General features: G+C 66.6%; 15 protein-coding genes. 6 read left to right on the top strand and 9 right to left on the bottom strand.

The window, feature by feature from the left end:
• Positions 1 to 82: 82 nt before the first annotated feature.
• From atzF to C8D03_RS18305, 3 genes are all read left to right on the top strand, one after another.
• Positions 83 to 1,882, top strand: a complete 1,800-nt coding sequence (gene atzF, locus C8D03_RS18315) for an allophanate hydrolase (protein WP_108048396.1) — start codon at positions 83 to 85, stop codon at positions 1,880 to 1,882.
• A 75-nt stretch (positions 1,883 to 1,957) separates the two neighbouring features.
• On the top strand, positions 1,958 to 2,200 hold the full coding sequence (locus C8D03_RS18310; RefSeq protein WP_108048394.1) for a type II toxin-antitoxin system Phd/YefM family antitoxin: 243 nt from the start codon (positions 1,958 to 1,960) through the stop codon (positions 2,198 to 2,200).
• Positions 2,197 to 2,634 (top strand): PIN domain-containing protein, encoded by a 438-nt coding sequence (locus tag C8D03_RS18305; protein WP_108048392.1) that lies wholly within the window; start codon positions 2,197 to 2,199, stop codon positions 2,632 to 2,634. The genes C8D03_RS18310 and C8D03_RS18305 overlap by 4 nt, the downstream gene beginning before the upstream one ends.
• A gap of 19 nt (positions 2,635 to 2,653) precedes the next feature.
• Here the strand turns inward: C8D03_RS18305 and C8D03_RS18300 are convergent, their stop codons facing one another.
• From C8D03_RS18300 to C8D03_RS18275, 6 genes are all read right to left on the bottom strand, one after another.
• On the bottom strand, positions 2,654 to 3,337 hold the full coding sequence (locus tag C8D03_RS18300; protein WP_108048390.1) for a GntR family transcriptional regulator: 684 nt from the start codon (positions 3,335 to 3,337) through the stop codon (positions 2,654 to 2,656).
• A 124-nt stretch (positions 3,338 to 3,461) separates the two neighbouring features.
• Positions 3,462 to 3,842, bottom strand: coding sequence for an oxalurate catabolism protein HpxZ (hpxZ, locus tag C8D03_RS18295; RefSeq protein ID WP_108048388.1), 381 nt, complete (start codon positions 3,840 to 3,842; stop codon positions 3,462 to 3,464).
• Between the two features lie 157 nt (positions 3,843 to 3,999).
• The gene (locus C8D03_RS18290; RefSeq protein ID WP_108048386.1) at positions 4,000 to 5,718 is read right to left on the bottom strand and encodes a dipeptide ABC transporter ATP-binding protein; all 1,719 of its coding nucleotides are present in this window, start codon (positions 5,716 to 5,718) and stop codon (positions 4,000 to 4,002) included.
• Between the two features lie 151 nt (positions 5,719 to 5,869).
• Positions 5,870 to 6,766, bottom strand: coding sequence for an ABC transporter permease (locus C8D03_RS18285; protein WP_108051815.1), 897 nt, complete (start codon positions 6,764 to 6,766; stop codon positions 5,870 to 5,872).
• A 14-nt stretch (positions 6,767 to 6,780) separates the two neighbouring features.
• On the bottom strand, positions 6,781 to 7,794 hold the full coding sequence (locus C8D03_RS18280) for an ABC transporter permease (protein ID WP_108048384.1): 1,014 nt from the start codon (positions 7,792 to 7,794) through the stop codon (positions 6,781 to 6,783).
• Positions 7,795 to 7,978: 184 nt separating this feature from the next.
• Positions 7,979 to 9,568, bottom strand: a complete 1,590-nt coding sequence (locus C8D03_RS18275; RefSeq protein ID WP_108048382.1) for an ABC transporter substrate-binding protein — start codon at positions 9,566 to 9,568, stop codon at positions 7,979 to 7,981.
• Between the two features lie 500 nt (positions 9,569 to 10,068).
• Between C8D03_RS18275 and C8D03_RS18270 the strand changes: the two genes are divergently transcribed.
• The 3 genes from C8D03_RS18270 (at position 10,069) to C8D03_RS18260 (ending at position 15,107) form a co-directional block, all read left to right on the top strand.
• Complete coding sequence (locus C8D03_RS18270; protein WP_108048380.1) at positions 10,069 to 10,980, top strand: LysR family transcriptional regulator; 912 nt, start codon at positions 10,069 to 10,071, stop codon at positions 10,978 to 10,980.
• Positions 10,981 to 11,070: 90 nt separating this feature from the next.
• Positions 11,071 to 13,122, top strand: a complete 2,052-nt coding sequence (locus C8D03_RS18265) for a hydantoinase/oxoprolinase family protein (RefSeq protein ID WP_108048377.1) — start codon at positions 11,071 to 11,073, stop codon at positions 13,120 to 13,122.
• 2 nt (positions 13,123 to 13,124) lie between these two features.
• Positions 13,125 to 15,107 (top strand): hydantoinase B/oxoprolinase family protein, encoded by a 1,983-nt coding sequence (locus C8D03_RS18260; protein WP_108048375.1) that lies wholly within the window; start codon positions 13,125 to 13,127, stop codon positions 15,105 to 15,107.
• 6 nt (positions 15,108 to 15,113) lie between these two features.
• Here the strand turns inward: C8D03_RS18260 and C8D03_RS18255 are convergent, their stop codons facing one another.
• Genes C8D03_RS18255 through C8D03_RS18245 form a run of 3 tightly spaced genes read right to left on the bottom strand, consistent with a single transcriptional unit; the run spans position 15,114 to position 17,685 of the window.
• Positions 15,114 to 15,845 carry an MOSC domain-containing protein gene (locus C8D03_RS18255; RefSeq protein WP_108048373.1) on the bottom strand — a complete coding sequence of 244 codons (732 nt, stop codon included), beginning with the start codon at positions 15,843 to 15,845 and terminating at the stop codon, positions 15,114 to 15,116.
• Positions 15,842 to 16,732 carry an ABC transporter permease gene (locus tag C8D03_RS18250; RefSeq protein ID WP_108048371.1) on the bottom strand — a complete coding sequence of 297 codons (891 nt, stop codon included), beginning with the start codon at positions 16,730 to 16,732 and terminating at the stop codon, positions 15,842 to 15,844. The genes C8D03_RS18255 and C8D03_RS18250 overlap by 4 nt, the downstream gene beginning before the upstream one ends.
• Positions 16,729 to 17,685, bottom strand: coding sequence for an ABC transporter permease (locus tag C8D03_RS18245; protein WP_108048369.1), 957 nt, complete (start codon positions 17,683 to 17,685; stop codon positions 16,729 to 16,731). The genes C8D03_RS18250 and C8D03_RS18245 overlap by 4 nt, the downstream gene beginning before the upstream one ends.
• Between the last annotated feature and the right edge of the window lie 19 nt (positions 17,686 to 17,704).

Here is a 17,704-nt window from a genome sequence, read left to right as displayed (position 1 = left end):
AACGATTCACGACCGATTGCATAATCTTTGTATGCATGATGAAGAAACCTGCCCATTCGATGGGCTTGCTGATTGAGAGGGCATTGTGCCGACACTGACCAGCCTCCTCGCCGACCATCTGGACGGCAGCACCACGATCCCGCAGACGATCGCGGCCTGCTATGCCCGCCACCGCGAACATGGCGACGCGGCGGTCTTCATCGCCTTGCGGCCCGAGGCCGAGGTGCTGGCCGAGGCTGAGGCGCTGCAGGCAGAGGGCTCGCTCGGCCGCAAGCTCTGGGGCATTCCCGTCGCCGTGAAGGACAACATCGATGTCGCCGGCCTGGCCACCACGGCCGCCTGCCCGGCCTTCGCCTATGCGCCCCAGCGCGATGCCGGTGTCATCGCGCGGCTGCGCGCGGCGGGTGCGATCATCATCGGCAAGACCAATCTCGACCAGTTCGCCACCGGGCTGAACGGAACGCGCTCGCCCTATGGCGTGCCTCTGAACGCGCTGCGCGCCGACCTCGTCCCCGGCGGATCGAGCTCCGGCTCGGCGAGTGCGGTCGCGGCCGGCATCGTGCCGGTTTCGCTCGGAACCGATACAGCGGGCTCTGGTCGCGTCCCTGCGGGCCTGCAGAATATCATTGGCCTCAAGCCGAGCCTCGGCCTCGTGCCAACGACGGGCGTCGTCCCGGCATGCCGCACGCTCGATTGCGTCTCGGTCTTCGCGCTGACGGTCGAGGATGCCTGGACGGTGCTAGACGTGATCGCCGGCCCCGATGCCGCCGACCCCTTCTCGCGTGCCGTCCCGCTCGGCCAGCCGGGCGCCGTGCCGCCACGAACCCGGATCGCCGTGCCTCGCCCGGACGATCTCGATTTCGCCGGCGACGCGGGTGCGGCGGCGAGCTTCGCGCTCGCGGTCGAACGCGCGCAGGCGCTGGGCGCCGATATCATCCCGCTCGACATGGCGCCGCTCTACGAGACCGCGCGCCTGCTCTATGACGGCCCCTGGGTGGCCGAGCGCTATCTGGCGATCCGCGATCTCCTGGCGAAGGACCCGGACGCGATCCTGCCGGTGATCCGCCAGATCGTCGCCGGCAAACCCCTGCCCGACGCAGCTGAGACCTTCGCGGCGCGCTACCGCGTCGCCGAATTGGCACTTGCCGCCAGGGCGGCACTGAAGGGCATCGACGCGCTGATGGTGCCGACCGCACCGCGCCCCGTGACGCTGGCCGAAATGGCCGCCAACCCGATCGGGATGAACTCGCTGCTCGGTCGCTACACCAATTTCGTCAATTTGCTCGACATGTGTGCGCTTGCCGTGCCGGTCAGCCTGACGGCCGATGGAACCGCGGCCGGCATCACGCTGATCGCTCCGTCAGGCCATGATGCAGTACTCGCCGGTCTCGGCCGGGCGCTGCACGTCGCGGCGGGCCTGTCGCTCGGCGCGACCGGGCAACCCTACCCGCCTCCCGCCGCCCCCTTGCCGACGAGGTCCGCGCCTGACGCGATCGAGATCGCCGTTGTCGGAGCGCATCTCTCCGGCATGCCGCTGAACGGCGAATTGACCCGCCTCGGCGCCACCTTCCTGCGCGCCACCACGACGACGCCGGATTATCGCCTCTTCGCCCTGCCCGGTGGCCCGCCGGCTCGTCCTGGGCTGATCCGGGTGGCGGATGGCGGCGCAACGATCGCACTCGAGGTCTGGTCGCTGCCGCCGGAAGGCTTCGGGCGCTTCGTCGCCGGCATCCCCTCCCCGCTCGGCATCGGGACGCTGGCGCTCGCCGACGGCACCAGGGTCAAGGGCTTCCTTTGCGAGACGATCGCAACCGAAGGCGCCCGCGACGTCACGCAGCATGGCGGCTGGCGGGCGTTCATCGCGGCACAGGCGGCGGCGTGAGGAAGACCATCGGAGGCTTGGCACCGCCCGTCGACGGGCATATATAGTCACCTGTAGTCACGACAGGAGGCCGCTGTGAAGGAAGTTCAGTTGCGCGAGGCAAAAGCCTCGCTGTCCGCGCTGATCGACAGGGCCGTCGCGGGCGAGCCCGCATTGATCACACGGCACGGCCGCAAGGAGGCGGTCGTCCTGTCCTTCGCGGACTACGAACGGCTGTCCCACGTGCCGAGTTTCGGCGAATTGCTGGCAGCTTTTCCGGCGGAGCCGGGTGACATTCCCGAGCGGGACCGCATCCCGATCCGCGATATCGATCTTTGAGATATCTGCTCGACACCGACGTTCTTTCCGCCTCAGCGCCGACGAAGGCGCAGATGCGGCACGACCTGAACGATTGGCTGCCGAGAGCCAGCGAGCGCCTCTTCCTTTCAACAATTACGCTGGCCGAAATCGAGAAGGGGATTGCAGCCGCCTTCCGCATTGGCGCAACAGCAAAGGCTGGCAGGCTACGCCTTTGGCTGGAAACCGTGGAACACCTCTACGGCGAGCGATTACTGCCTTTCGATCAGGCCGTTGCGCGTCGTGCCGGCCCAATGCTCGACCAGGCACGCGGCTTCGGCATGGGCTTTGCCGATGTCGCCATCGCCGCGACCGCAGCCACGCATGGCCTGACCCTGCTGACTGCGAATGAGCGGCATTTCCGCCCTCTCGGGATCGCCTGGCTCAATCCGTTCGACAATCTGCCGCCGCTCTGAGAGCGTTTGATCAAGCTCCTCACCGCGTCTCGGCATAGCTTCGGAACGCATCACGGACGATGCCGATATGGGCGCGCATCGCCTCGACGGCGCCCTGATGATCGCCGCGCAGGATCGCCTGCACGATCAGGTCGTGCTCCTGATAGGAGCCGCCGAGACGGCCCGTCGCGCGGAACTGGGCCCGGCGGAAAGGCGCAACGCGGATCCGCGTCATCAGGGTCAGTTCGGCCAGGTAGCCGTTATGCGAACCGGCATAGATCGCGCCGTGAAAGGCCTCGTTCTTCTCGTGATAGCTCGCCGGATCGCCCTCATGCACGAGCAGCCGGAGATCGTTGTGCAAGGCCTCGAGTCCGCGCCGCTCGGGCACAGTCATGTTGCGGGCGGCGAGCCCGGCGCAGAGCGCCTCCAGCTCGGCCATCGCCTCGAACATGTCGTTGAGCTGGGCCGGCGTCGGCAGCGCGACGACGGCGCCGCGATGCGGCCGCACGCTGACGAGCCCGGAGGCGGAGAGCTGGCGGATGGCCTCGCGCACCGGGGTCCGCGACACACCGAACCGCGCCGCAAGCTCCTGTTCGTCGAGCGGCGTCCCGGGTTCGAGCACACCGGAGACGATCTCGTCGGCGATCTGCAGGCGCAGCGTCTCGGTCCGCGTCAGCGGTGCCGCAACCGGCTTGGATGTCCTGGCAGTGGCATGGCGCAGCATGAAGGCTGGATCTCAGGCGGGAGGATGTGCCGCCGCCCGACTCGCAGACGACGGCGGCAAAATCATTGGGGGCAAGATCATTGCGGACAAGATCATCGGGCGCAGCATCATCGGCTGCCTGCACTCATTCGGCAATCGCACTGACATGGGCGGAGACCACGCGCCAGCCTTCCGGAAACTTCACCCAGGTCTGGCTCTGGCGGCCGACCTTGCCGGCCATGCTCTCGCGCCGGAACAGCGTGTTGGCCGTCGCCATCGCATCGCCATAGGTGGTGATGACGGTGCGCTCGATCGTCCGCAGCAGGCCGGCCGGCGAACGCGCCGAGCGGAAAGCCGCGATCTCGCCAAAGCCGTAGAGGTTCTCGCCCATGCCGTAGCGGATCGTCTCCGGCGCATCCTTGAACGACGCATCCAGCATCGCGACGTCGTTCTCGTTGAGGGCCTTCTCATAGGCCATGAAGGCGGCCTCGACTTCGGCGATAACGGCGGGGTCGTTGATCTTCATCGGCAGGCACCTCAAATGTCGTTCATTCGGCAGTCCTCATCCTGAGGAGCTGCACAGCAGCGTCTCGAAGGATGCTCCAGATGCGTCCGGAGCGTCCTGAACCATCCTTCGAGACGCGCTTCTGCGGAGCGCTCCTCAGGATGAGGGCTGAGGGATATCACAGCGGCGGATGCGGAATCGCCGTCAGCAATTCCTTGGTATACTCCGCCTGCGGATTGCCCAGAACCTCCTCGGCGGTCCCCTGCTCGACGATGGCCCCCGTCTTCATCACAATGACCCGGTCGCAGAGCAGCCTGACCACGTTGAGGTCGTGCGAGACGAAGAGGTAGCTCATCCCGAGCCGGCCTTTCAGCTCTTCCAGCAGGTTCAGCACGACAGCCTGCACCGAGACGTCGAGCGCGGCCGTCGGCTCATCGAGGATAACGAGATCGGGGTCGAGCGCGATGGCGCGCGCGATGCCGACCCGCGCCTTCTGCCCACCCGAAAGCTGGTGCGGGAAGCGGTCGATCAACTCGACAGGCAAACCGACCAGCCGCGCCAGATCCTCGCAGCGCGCCCGCAGCGCGTCACGCCCCTTGATCGCGCCCATCCGCATGATCGGATCGGCAATCGCCCGCTCGGCTGTGAAGCGCGGATTGAGGCTGTCGGTCGGGTCCTGGAAGACCATCTGGATGCGCCGGCGATGCGGCGAGGCCGCGAACTGCTTGGCCGGGATCGCGCCGATGTCGGTGCCGTCGAAGACGATCCTGCCGCCGCTCGGGTCGATCAGCCTTGTGATCATCATCGAGGTCGTCGACTTGCCGCAGCCGGATTCGCCGACGAGCCCGAGCGTCTCGCCCTTCGCCACGGTGAAGCTGATGCCGTCGACCGCCCGGAAGGCCGATTTCGGCGCCTCGGCCTTGCCCATCAGCTTGGCGAACAGCGAGCCCGTGTCGGGACGGGGATACTCTTTCAGCAGGTTCTCGACCCGCATCAGCGGCTCGCCCCCCGCGACCGGCGCGGCGACAGGCGCCTTTGGTTCGGCCGCAGGCGCCTTAGACTCGGCTGCCTTTGGCGCATCCGGCAGCAGATCAGCCAGCGACATGCCGAGACGCGGCGTCGCCTGCATCAGCTTGCGGGTGTACGGGTGCTGCGGATTGCGGAAGATCTCGCTGGCTGCGGCGGTCTCGACCACGACGCCCTTCTCCATCACCACGACCTTGTCGCAATAGGCGGCAGCGAGGCCGAGATCATGGGTGATCAGGATCGTCGACATGCCGCGCGCGCGGGTCAGCTCGACGATCAAATCCATCACCGCCTTCTGCGTGGTGACGTCGAGGCCGGTGGTCGGTTCATCGGCGATCAGGAGTTGCGGCTGGCAGGCGAGCGCGAGCGCGATCACGACGCGCTGGCACATGCCGCCCGAGAGTTCGAAAGGGTAGGCGTCGTAGCGTTCCTCGGGACGGGCGATCTTCACCTTGGAGAGCGCCTCGATCGCCTTCTCCCGCGCCGTCGCACGCGTTGCCTGAACATGCTCGAGCAGCACGTCCTCGATCTGCTTGCCGACCTTGCGGATCGGGTTCAGCGCCGCGCGCGGGTTCTGGAAGATCATCGAGATCTCGCGCCCGCGCAGGTCGCGCATCTGGGATTCGGGCGCTGTGACGAGATCCATGCCGGAGAAAGAAATCGCGCCCTCGGCCACCCTGCCGGCACGGTCGAGGATGCGCACCACGGCATAGGACGTCACCGACTTGCCGGAGCCGGATTCGCCAACGATCGCGACGGTCTCGCCCTTGGCAACGCTGATGTCGATCGCCTTCACCGCCTGCACCGTGCCGCGGCGCGTGGCGAATTCGACCGTGAGGTTCTTGATGTCGAGGAGCGGTGCGGGGATCATGAGGCGCTCCCTTTGTCATTCCGGGGCTCGCGCAGCGAGAACCCGGAACCCACGACTGGGTAAAAACTCACGATGTGGCAGGTCTCGCCCCTGCCCGTGGGTTCCGGGTTCGCGGCTTCGCCGCGCCCCGGAATGACAGCGCTCGCCATGCTCAATTCCTCCGCTGCGGATCGACGAGGTCGCGCACGCCGTCGCCGAGCAGGTTGAAGCAGAACACCGCGGTCATCAGAGCGAGACCGGGGAAGAAGGCGATCCACCATTCCCCGGAGACGATGAAGCTCGCCCCCTCCGCGACCATGATGCCCCATTCGGGCGTCGGCGGGCGCACGCCGAGCCCGATGAACGAAAGCCCCGCGGCATTCAGGATGGCGTAGCCCATGGTCAGCGACATCTGCACGGCCATGATCGGCATGATGTTCGGCACGATCTGGGCCAGCAGCAGCCGCCAGTCGGAGTTGCCCGAAAGCCTGGCTGCCTGCACGAAGCCGGCCTCGCGCCGGATATTCGCCTCGGCCCGCGCGACGCGGGCGTAGAGCGGAAAATTGATGATCGCGGTCGCGATGACGATGTTGGTGACGCTGTTGCCCAGCGCCGCCACGATGCCCATCGCCAGCACGAAGAGGGGGAAGGCCATGATGGTGTCGGCGATGCGCCCGACCAGTTTGTCGACCCAGCCGCCATAGAAGCCGGCCATCACGCCGGCGAGCCCGCCCATCGCGAAGACGAGCGCGACCGAGCAGATCGCGATGGCGAAATCGAGCCGCGTCGCGACGATCACCCGGCTGAAGATATCGCGCCCGAGCTGGTCGGTACCGAACCAGTGGCTCGCGCTCGGGCCCTGCAGGGCGGAGTTGGTGTTGCTCGCCAGCGGATCGTAGGGGACGAGCGAAGGACCGAACACCGCCGCCAGCACGATCAGCGCGAACAGCCCGAAGGCGAGCCCTGTGACCGGGTTCTCGGCGACGATATGACGGGCATGGGCCCAGATGCTGGTGGAGGGCGGCGCCTCGAAACGCAGCGCGGGCGCTGCTGGATCAACTTTGGACATGTCGTTCATGACCCTCAGCCCTCCAGCCTGACGCGCGGATCGATGACGCCGTAGAGCACGTCGATCATCAGATTGAGCGCGACATACATGACCGCCATGGTCAGCACGAAACCCTGGATCGGCGCATAGTCGGAGGCGATCAACGCCTCGACCGCATAGGAGCCGACGCCCGGCCAGGCGAAGACCTTCTCGACCAGAACATTGGCGCCGAGCAGGAAGGAGAACACCATGCCGAGCGTGGTCACGACCGGCAGCATGGCGTTGCGGAAGGCGTAGGTGCCGATGACCTTGCGGTTGGACAGGCCGCTCGCCCGCGCGGTGCGCACGAAATCGGCGCCGAGCACGGCCAGCATCGAGGCGCGCGTCATGCGCGTGATCGGCGCCAGCGAGAAGATCGCCAGCGTCACCGCGGGCAGGATCAACTGCGCGAAGGCTGCCCGGAAGGTCTCGCCGTCGCGCGCCAGCAGGGAATCGACCAGATAGAGCCCGGTGACGCGCGCCGGCTCCGAGGCGAAGACGTCGAGCCGGCCGAGCGGGGCCGGCGACCAGCCGAGCTTGAAATAGAAGACGTAGACCAAGAGCAGCCCGGTGAAGAACACCGGCAGCGAGACGCCGGCCGTCGCCACCACCCGGCAGAGATGGTCGACCCAGGAGCCCTGCTTGACGGCGGCGACCACGCCGAGCGGCAGCGCCACCGCCATCGCGAGCAGCAAGCCCGCCAGTGTAAGCTCGGCCGAGGCCGGCAGGCGCGCGGCGAGATCGGCCGTGACGCGCTGGCCTGTCGTCAGCGACTGGCCGAGATCGCCCTTCACCAGCGCGGTGACATAGGAGACGAACTGCACCGGCAGGGGCTGGTCGAGACCGAGCTTGCTGCGGATCTCGATGATCGCCTGCGGCGACGCCGCCGGCCCGGCAAAATAGGCTGCCGTGTCGCCCGGCAGCACCCGCGTCAGCAGGAAGGTGACGATGATGACGCCGATCACCGAAGGGATCGTCGTCATCAGCCGCTGGCCGATCAGGCGAAGCATGGCGTGAATGTCTCCAGCAGGTTCCGGAACCGCATCGTCATTCTCGGGTGAAGCCCCCGGGGCTGGCCTATGGCCTGCCCCGGGATAAACTCCGCGCAGACCCGAGAAACTCTGTCAGGAGATGCTCGGGTCGAGCCCGAGCATGACGCGCGAGCGCTTCGCGCCCACGCGTCCGTGAATGCCCTCATCCCTTCGTCAGGTAGCGGAAATCCGGCTCGCGGCAGGGCTGGAACTGGTAGCCGCCGATCGACTTCTGCAGCGCCACGTCATGGGTCGGCTGGTTGATCGGCACCATCGGCACCTCGTTGTTCACCAACTTGATGAAGTCGATGACGTTGGCATCGTAGGAGGCCTTGTCGGGCGCGAAGCGGGCGGCGTCGACGAGCTTGTCCAGCGCCGGGTTCTGATAGGCGGCGATGTTGAAGATCGAGTTGTTGCCGTGCATCGTCCAGAACAGGTAGTAATCCGGATAGTCGAGCCAGCCAGCGAAGCGGTTGAGCACCATCGGGTTGGTCTTCTTGGCGATCTCGGTGCGGAAGTTGGCGCCCGGCACCTTGTTGATCTCGACGGTGATCCCGATCGCGGCCAGCGCTTCCTTCATCAGCACCGCCATCGGCTCGGCAACGGTCGCGTTGCCGGCGTCGAAATACAGCGTCGTCGAGAAGGGGCCGCCCGCCGCATCGACCAGGGCCTTCGCCTTGGCGATATCGGAGGTGTAGGGGAAGGGCTGCGGCCAGGCGACTTTGGGGGTCGCCGGCCCGCCCGACATCGAGACGCCGCGCCCGAACAGCGAGGCCTGCAAAATCTTGTCGTAGGGCATCGCCCAGGCCACGGCCTGGCGCAGCCGGACATCCTTGAAGGGACCGACCTGCGTGTTGAGATAGCAGCCCCAGACACCGTTCGGGATCGGCACGCCGACGACATTGATCTTGCCGGCGTCGAGCAGGTCCTTGAAGTCCTTCGGCGGCAGCCCGTACGACACGTCGGCATCTCCGCGCTCGATCAAAGCGCGGCGGGTCGAGGGCGAGGCGATATCGCGCGCGATGACGCGGCGCAGTTGCGGCAGCTTTCCGCATTTCCAGTCATCGTTGCGGACATAGATCGTCTCGACACCTGGCTTCCAGCTCTCGACCTTGAAGGCGCCCGAGCCGGCGATGTTGTTCTTGAGGTATTCCTTGGCGTGAGGGTCGCCGGCGGCATTCGCCATCGCGAGTTCGGAATCGAACACGAAGGGGATCGTGACCGCGAGGTTCGGCAGGGTCATCTTGTCCTTGCGGACGAAATCGACGCGGAAGGTCTTGTCGTCGACGACGACGAACTGCTCGGCCTTCTCCAGGGAGCCGGCATTCATCTGCGTCGTCGCGAAGCCGCCGATCGTGCAGGCCCGGTCGAGGGACCACTTGACGTCCTTGGCGGTGACCTGGCGACCCGAATGGAACTTGGCGTCGCGCAACTTGAAGGTGCAGCTCATCCCGTCTGACGCGACCTGCCAGCTCTCTGCCAGTTCGCCCTCGAGTTCGCCCATCGAGACCATATTGCCGCCGCCACCGGGGATCGGCACCGGCTTGAAGCGCAGCAGCCGGTCATAGCAATTCAGCGCCACGCCGTTCACCGGCTGCGACGAGCCGATGCCCTGCATGTCGAGGCTGTTGGGGCCATATTCCTGCACGAGGAGCAGCGTCTCGTTGCGGCTCGGCGCCTGCGCCTGTGCGCTGCCCTTCGCCACGAAGGGAGCAGCGAGGCCTGCGGCGATGGCTGTGCGGCGCGTGATCATCGGAGTCTGTCCTTGTTTTCGCAGGGTGGAAGGGAGGCGGGCACCGGCTGATCCGGCGGGCAGGCGGATATGATCTGTCCGCCTTTCATGCATGCGGCGTGCCGCCGGCCAGGCGCGCGCGGCGCGGCCAGTCCGTCTTCGTCACGACCCGCGCGGGCGAAAGTAGCTCGAAAACCTCGCAGCGATGCATCGCATGCTCCCGGCGCCACCACGGCGTGACGCTGTTCGCTAGCAGGGAGCATGCCAACTCTATGGTGTTGTTTCAGCTCGATATTTTCAGCCCGCCCGAGCCGGATGCTGAAAAATACGCATGCAACATGTATGCATGCGCACAAAAAGTGATTATAAAACAATCACAGCCGAAACCGCCCGCGCAGGATGCGTAACGCATTCTTAAGGCGCAAACGAGCACGCCCAAAACCTCACCCCTTGCATCGGCGCGAATCCGGCTGTCGAGTTGCGCCATGCGCGCGGCCATCGCGGGCCGACACGGAAAAGCGATGCGCGCGAGGCAGATCGAAGTCTTCAGGATGGTGATGCGCTGCGGCACGCTGACCAGCGCCGCCGAGGCGCTGAACGTGTCGCAGCCGGCGCTCAGCCAGATCCTGCTGCACACCGAGGACGAACTGGGCTTCAAGCTGTTCCTGCGGGTCAAGGGTCGGCTGATCCCGACGCCGGAGGCCGAGGACCTTTATCCCGAGGTCGAGCGTCTGTTCGGCGATCTCGAGGCGCTGCGGCGCCGGGCCGGCGATCTGCGCCACGGCAAGGCCGGCATCGTGCGCCTCGCCGCCTCGGCGCCCCCATCGCTCTCCCTCGTGCCCGAGGCCCTGCGCCATTTTCGCGCCGCCCATCCGGACATGCGCATCCTGTCCTATGTCGTGCCGGCCGAGATCGTCATGAGCATGCTGGATGACGGCCAGGCCGGTCTCGGCATCGCCATGACCGATGAGCCGGTGCCCGGCATCGATACCGAGATCATCGGCCGCACGCGCATCGTCTGCGTACTGCCCGCCAACCATCGCCTGGCCGGGCAGGATGCGATCGCAGCTGCCGACCTCGAGGGCGAGACGCTGATCTCCTACCGCGCCACCTCCCTTCCCGGCCAGTTGCTGCGCGCAGCGCTTGGGCGCGAAGGCATCGCTTTCCAGCCCGAGATGGAAATCGACGTCTCGATCATCGCGCTCGCCTTTGTCCAGCAGGGGCTCGGCGTCGCCGTGGTCGATGGCCTGCTGCCCTGGCACAGCTTCCCGGGGCTGGTGACGCGGCCCTTCCTGCCGGAGGTCTCGCTGCCGCTCTGCCTGCTGACCAGCACGCGCCGGCCACTCTCGCGCAGCCACGATCTGCTGCGCGCCCATCTGCGCACGGCCTGTCGGCAGCTCGGCCTCGACCAGCCCGTTACGCCAAATCCATAAGCGAGGCTTATGCGATCCGGGAGCTTTGCTCTTTGACGCCAGCCGCCTCTAACCCCGACACTGCACCGACCTCTCGCACACAGGCGGATCATGAGCTGGCGTATCGGCGTCGACATCGGCGGCACCTTCATCGACTTCTGCGCCCTGGAGACCGGGACCAACCGCTTCGAGACCATCAAAGTCCTGACCACGCCGGACGAGCCGGGCAAGGAACTGCTCGACGGGCTGGGCCTGCTGCATGAGCGCCACGGCGTCGCGCCGGAGGAGGTCGCCTCCTTCGTCCACGGCACCACTGTCGGCATCAACACGATCATCCAGCGCAAGGGCAGCCGGCTCGCGCTGATCACCACGGCCGGCTTCGAGGACGTCATCGAGCTGGCGCGCCTGCGCATGCCCGAGATGTATTCGCTGTTTTGCGCCAGACCCGAGCAGCTTATTCCGCGCGACCGCATCTATGGCGTGCGGCAGCGGCAACTCTCCAGCGGCGAGATCGCCGAACCGCTCGACATCGAGGGATTGGCGGCCATCGTCGAGGCCATCCGCGGCAAGGGCGTAGACGGTGTCATCGTTTCCTTCCTGCATGCCTACCGCAACGGCACGCATGAGGCGCAGGCCAGGGCCCTGATCGCGGAGATGGCACCGGAGCTCTTCGTCTTCACCACCAGCGAGGTGTGGCCGGTCATCCGCGAATATGAGCGCACCACCACCGCCATCCTGAACGGCTACGTCCATCCCCGCGTCGCAGGTTACCTGACCGCTCTGGAAGGCGCGCTGGCCTCGCGCGGCGTCCCGGCCGGGCCGATGCTGACCAAGTCGAATGGCGGCGTGATGAACGCGCAGACGGGCAAGCGCGCCTGCGTCAACATGCTGCTTTCGGGCACGGCCTCCGGCGTCATCGGCGCCGCCTGGCTGGCGGAACAGGCTGGCGTCGGCAACATCCTGACGCTCGATATCGGCGGCACCAGCGCCGATCTCGCCTTGATCATTGACGGCCAGCCGCAATTCGGCACCGGCGAGGTCGTCGGCGACTTCCCGCTCTTCCTGCCCTCGGTCTCGGTGACCTCGATCGGCAGCGGCGGCGGCTCGATTGCATGGGCCGATGCTTTCGGCGTGCTCAAGGTCGGCCCGGAAAGCGCGGGCTCCACGCCGGGACCCGCCTGCTACGGACGCGGCGGCACGCGCGCCACCGTCACCGACGCAATGGCGGCCAGCGGCTTCCTCGGCCATACGCCGCTGGCCTACAACCAGATCGGCATGGACCGCGCCCGCGCCGACGCCGTGATCGGCGAACTCGCAGCCAGACTCGACCTCGCCCCGCAGGCCACCGCCGAGGCGATTATCGCGGTCGCGGTCTCCGAGATGTTCGTCGAGGTCAACAAGCTGGTCGCGCGCTATGGCGTCGACCTGCGCGATTTCACCCTGATGCCCTTCGGCGGCGCCGGCCCGATGCTCGGCTGCTTCCTGGCGCGCGAACTCGGCATCCCGCGCGTGCTGGTGCCGCACCGCCCCGGCGTGGTCAGCGCGCTCGGCGGTTTGATCGCCAATGTGAAGGGCGACTTCATCCAGACCGTCTTCGCCGCTGCCGTGCCGGAGTCCCTACCCGTCCTGCGCAACGCGCTGGCGCGGCTGAAGACGGACGGGCTGGCCTGGATCAGGGACGATCAGCGCTTCGCTGGGCCTGTGGTAGAGACCCTGACTGCCGACATGCGCTATCACGGCCAGTCCTTCGAGATCGAGGTGCCGCTGTCCGAAGGCTGGCTGGTGGATGGCGACCTTTCCACCATCACCGAGGCGTTCCACCGCCAGCATCTGGCGATCTACGACTTCAATGACGTCGCCGCCGAAGTCCAGATCGTAAACTTGCGCCTCGTCGTCAGCGGTGCCACCCCGCGCCCGGACCTCGCGCCCGCAGCCGAAGCGGTGACAGCCACGGCGACGCCAGAGCGGATGATCGAGGTCTGGCTCGACGGAGCGAAGCGCGAGGTCGCGCTCTATCACCGCGACGCCCTGCGCAACGGTCATCGCTTCGAAGGCCCTGCCGTGGTCGCCCAACAGGACACCACCGTCTGCATCCCGGAAGGGTTTGGGGCCGAGGTCGATGCCTGGCTCAACCTTCACCTCATCCTGCGTTCGGAGGCCTGAGCATGGTCGGCAAGGTCACATTGCAGGTTCTGGCGAACCATTGCCGGGCCGCGGCCGAGAGCATGGCCTACACGCTCTACCGCACGGCGCACTCGACCTTCGTCAAGGAGACCGAGGACTTCACTGTGATGGTGATGGACAGGACCGGCCGTGTCGTCGCTGTGCCGATGGATCTGGGCGCGACCTGGTATCCAGGCATGAACTACAATCGCGCCATCGACCTCGTCGAGGAGTATAGGCCGGGCGACATCGCCTTCACCAACGACCCCTATAGCGGTTATCTCGCGACCCACGCGCCCGACACGCATCTGTGGAAGCCAATCTTCCACGAGGGCGAGATCGTCTGCTTCGTCGGCGGCCACGTCCACAACACCGACATGGGCGGCGCCGTGCCCGCCAGCCTGTCGCGCTCGCTGACCGAGATCCATCAGGAGGGCATCCGCTTCCCGCCGATGACACTGATGCGCGACGGCGCCTTCGACGAGAAGGTGCTGGCGATCATGTCGATGAACGTCCGCAAGCCTCATCTCAACATGGGCGACCTCAAGGCGCTGGCCGGCGCGCTCAACACCGGCGAACGCAAGATTCTGGCGATGGTCAAAAAGTTCGGCGCCAAGGGCTTCATGGACGGCCTCGACGGCCTGATGGACTATGCTGAGCATCAGGCCCGCGAGATCCTGCGCTCGATGCCCGACGGCGAATACGTCTTCGCCGACTATGCCGACGAAGACGGGGTCGACGGCAATCCCTGCCGCCTCAAGCTGACGCTGACGATCAAGGGCGACGAGGCGATCCTCGATTTCACCGGCTCCGACCCGCAGCTCGGTTCCTCGCTCAACGTGCCGACCGGCTCCGACCCGCGCCACACGCTGCTGCTCGTCGGCGTCTATTATGTCCTCTACACGCTGAACCCCCAGCTTCTGCTGAACTCCGGCCTGACCCGGCCTTTCACCTGCATCGCGCCGGAAGGCACGGTGCTGAACCCGTCCTTCCCGGCCGCAGTCGGGATGCGCAGCCTGACCTGCGCAAGGCTGCGCAGCCTGATCTTCGGAGCCTTCAGCCTCGCGATCCCCGAGCGCATGCCCGCAGCGCCTGCCGGCTCCAGCTCGATCGTCAATGTGATGACGACCGACGAGCGCACCCATCGCAGCGTCATCGCAGCGATCAACCCTGTGGTCGGCGGCGGCGGCGGCATGCCGCATCGCGACGGCCCCAACGGCTCCGGCGCCGATGCGGCCTACCTCAAGAATACACCGATCGAAATCACCGAGACCGAGGTGCCGATCCAGTTCGTGCGCTACGGGCTCCTGCCGGACTCCGGTGGCGCCGGGCGCTGGCGCGGCGGGCTCGCCACCGTGATGGAGTTCAAGGTCTTCGCGCCGAACTCGCGCATCACAGTGCGCAACCGGGACCGCTCGCATTTCCGGCCCTGGGGCACGCTTGGCGGGCTTTCGGCCGAGACCTCGAACTTCATCATCAATCCGGGCGCCGCCAACGAACGGGTGCTGGGCAACATCGACATCGCCATCGCCGAGCCCGGCGACATCATCCACATCCATTCGCCGGGCGGCGGCGGCCGCGATTCGCCACTTGATCGCGAGCCGGAGCGCGTGCTGCTCGATGTCGAGCGCGGCTATGTCGGCGTAGAGAAGGCGGCCTCGCTTTATGGTGTCGTCATCCGCGAGGGCGCCGTCAACGAAGTCGCGACCCAGGCGCGCAGGGCCGCGCTGAAGGCGCGCGCTCATGACACGCATTTTCATTTCGGTCCCGAGCGCGACGCCTTTGAGAGCGTCTGGCATGTGCGCAACTACGACGCGCTGACGCGTCTGCTCGCGGCTCTGCCGGTCCATTGGCGCTTTTTCGTCAAGACCAAGGTCTTCGCCGCGATCCGCGACACAGCCAACGAAGGCGATGTCCCAACCGCCTTCGCAGCGGTCCGGCGCGACTATCCGCAGGTCCCGGAGATCTTGCAGGCGGCGGAGTAGAGCCGTTCAGCCGGCGACGCCGACCGCGTCGCCTGACCTGATCTCGCCGGCCGACAGCACGTCGCAATAGATGCCGAAATGGCGCCCGTAGCGCTTCACCACCGTCCGCAGTAATTCGACGTCGAGCGGCAGGCCGTCCTGCTCGAGCGTGATGAAGCCGCAGCGGCCGCAGGGTTCTCGGCCTCGCAGCACCACCTCGCCGATCCGGATCTCACGGCCGATCCAGCCCTGCTCCGGCATCGCCTCCGGCCCGTCGGGCCAGTCGACGACGATATTGGGGCGAAAGCGGCGTTCGTCGATGACGCTGCCCGGCATGTCGCGTTCCAGACTGCGCATCCCCGCCGTGGTGATGAGATGGATCGGCGCATGCTCGTAACGCGGCCGGAAGCCCTCGCCGCCGAACGGCACGAAGGGTTTCAGCACCGGCATGAAGCCGAAGAGATTCGACAGCGCCGCCAGCGCAGCCGCGTCGTCCGGCCGAGCCCAATGTAAGCCGTCCGCCGAAATTGCGACGCCGTCGCCGGTGAACCGGGCATGGCCCCTCGGGACCTGGATGAAGTGCTTCTCGCGCCCGGGCGAGGCGATGCGCTCATTGTCCGCATCGAGCAGGCCCCAGATCCGGTCGCCTTCCAAGCCGGCGCCCGTGATCGGCGCCCGCCCCAGCCGCTCGCCACCCATCGAGCTGACCGGATAGCGCCAGAGCGCCGAAACGGAACCCGTCACGGCAGGCTCGGTCACGGCAGGTCCATGCGCGGGTCGAGCGCATCGCGCAGCCCGTCGCCGACGAAGTTGAAGCTCGTCACCGCCAGCGTGATCGCCGCGCCTGGGATGATCGCGAGCCAGGGTGCGCTGGTGAGATAACTTTGCGCGTTCTCCAGCATGTTGCCCCAGCTCGGCGTCGGCGGCTGGATGCCGTAACCGAGGAAGGAGATGTAGCTTTCGGCCAGGATCGCATGAGCGACATTGAGCGTGGCTGCGACCACGATGGGCGCGATCGCGTTGGGCAAAAGCTCGCGCATCATGATGCGCAGGTTGCTCGACCCCATTGCGACGGCGGCCTGCGCGAACTCGCGCGTCCTGAGCGAGCGAATCTGCGCCTCAACGACACGGGCCACCTCCATCCAGGAGGTCATCGCGATCAGCATCACGATCGAGGGCACCGAGGGCGAGATCAGCGCCGAGATCGCCAGCAGGAGGAAGATCGAGGGAAAGCACAGCATCGCATCGACGAAGCGCATCAGCGCCGCCCCGATCACGCCCTCGTAGAAGCCGGCTGCGAGCCCGACCATGATGCCGATGCCCATCGACAGCACCATCGCGCAGAAGCCGACCGAGAGCGAAATCCGGCCGGCCATCAAAAGCCGCGCAAGGATGTCGCGCCCAAGCGGGTCCGTGCCAAGGACATGGGGTCCACCGAAGGGGGGCGCGAAGCGCTGGCGGATGTCGATGAAGGTGTCGCTATAGGGCAGAAGCAGCGGCCCGATGGCACAGGCCAGCGTCATCAGCACGATCACGATCGCACCGAAGACCGCGAGCTTGTGCCGCCGGAAACGGCGCATCGCGCGCCCGTTCCAGAAGCCATCCTCGCGAACCGGCACGGCGTCGACGGTCGGATCGAGGCTCATCGGCCACTCCTGGCGATGCGTGGGTCGGCGACGCCATAGAGCAGGTCCGCAAGCAGGCTGCCGAGCAGCACCATCACGGCGGTGAACATCAGGATGCCCATCACGACGGGGTAGTCGCGATAGCTGATCGAATCGAGGAAAAGCCGGCCCATGCCGGGCCAAGTGAACACCGTCTCGGTGACGAGCGCCCCCGAGAGCAGCGAGGGCACATGCAGCCCGGTGATGGTGATCATCGGCAGGAGCGCGTTGCGCAGCACATGCGTCATCAGAATGCGCCGCTCCGGCACGCCCTTGGCGCGGGCGGTGCGGACGAAATCCTGGTTGATCACGTCGAGCATCGAGGAGCGCATGTAGCGGCTCCAGACCGCTGTCGAGACCAACGCCAGCACGATGCAGGGCCCGATCAGATGGTGCAGCCGGTTCAGGAAGGAACCGTCACCGATGGTGAAGCGGTTGCCCGAAGGCAGCCAGCCGAGCCCGACTGAAAAGACATAGATCACCACGAGCCCGAACCAGAAGGTCGGGATCGAGAGCGCGATCATGGTGCCGATCGTCGCGATCCCGTCGAACAGCGAATAGCGGTTCACCGCCCCGATGATGCCGATCCAGGCGCCGAGCAGCATGGCGAGCAGCGTCGAGGTCAGCATCAGTTCCAGCGTCGGCCCGAGATGGCCGGCGATGATGTGCAGAACCGGCTGCTGGTCGCGATAGGAATTGCCCCAGTCGCCGCTCAGCATTCGCCAGAGCCATTCGGCATACTGGACGGGCAGCGGCCGGTTCAGGCCGAGCTGTTCCGCGATGCGGTCGAGATCGGCCTGGGTCATGTCGCCGCCGGCCGCGAATTGCGACATCGGCCCGCCGGGCGCCAGATGAAGGATTGCGAAGCCGATCATCGAAACGATGAGCAGCAGCAGCAAGGCCTGCATCAGCCTTTGCAGGAGAAAGGAGCTCATGTCGGATACGAGCTCGTTT

The organism is Bosea sp. 124 (genome assembly GCF_003046175.1).
In the GTDB taxonomy this organism is placed as follows: Bacteria; Pseudomonadota; Alphaproteobacteria; order Rhizobiales; family Beijerinckiaceae; genus Allobosea.
Note: the sequence above shows the minus strand (reverse complement) of the source record. Positions and strands in the feature narration are given on the sequence as shown.

What these genes read in the sequence shown, in the direction of transcription:
- C8D03_RS18285 (WP_108051815.1), bottom strand. Translation starts at nt 6,766, where the DNA reads ATGTCCAAAGTTGATCCAGCAGCGCCCGCGCTGCGTTTCGAGGCGCCG.
- C8D03_RS18280 (WP_108048384.1), bottom strand. Translation starts at nt 7,794, where the DNA reads ATGCTTCGCCTGATCGGCCAGCGGCTGATGACGACGATCCCTTCGGTG.
- C8D03_RS18250 (WP_108048371.1), bottom strand. Translation starts at nt 16,732, where the DNA reads ATGAGCCTCGATCCGACCGTCGACGCCGTGCCGGTTCGCGAGGATGGC.
- C8D03_RS18245 (WP_108048369.1), bottom strand. Translation starts at nt 17,685, where the DNA reads ATGAGCTCCTTTCTCCTGCAAAGGCTGATGCAGGCCTTGCTGCTGCTG.
- C8D03_RS18260 (WP_108048375.1), top strand. Translation starts at nt 13,125, where the DNA reads ATGGTCGGCAAGGTCACATTGCAGGTTCTGGCGAACCATTGCCGGGCC.
- C8D03_RS18300 (WP_108048390.1), bottom strand. Translation starts at nt 3,337, where the DNA reads ATGCTGCGCCATGCCACTGCCAGGACATCCAAGCCGGTTGCGGCACCG.
- C8D03_RS18290 (WP_108048386.1), bottom strand. Translation starts at nt 5,718, where the DNA reads ATGATCCCCGCACCGCTCCTCGACATCAAGAACCTCACGGTCGAATTC.
- hpxZ (WP_108048388.1), bottom strand. Translation starts at nt 3,842, where the DNA reads ATGAAGATCAACGACCCCGCCGTTATCGCCGAAGTCGAGGCCGCCTTC.
- C8D03_RS18270 (WP_108048380.1), top strand. Translation starts at nt 10,069, where the DNA reads ATGCGCGCGAGGCAGATCGAAGTCTTCAGGATGGTGATGCGCTGCGGC.
- C8D03_RS18275 (WP_108048382.1), bottom strand. Translation starts at nt 9,568, where the DNA reads ATGATCACGCGCCGCACAGCCATCGCCGCAGGCCTCGCTGCTCCCTTC.
- C8D03_RS18265 (WP_108048377.1), top strand. Translation starts at nt 11,071, where the DNA reads ATGAGCTGGCGTATCGGCGTCGACATCGGCGGCACCTTCATCGACTTC.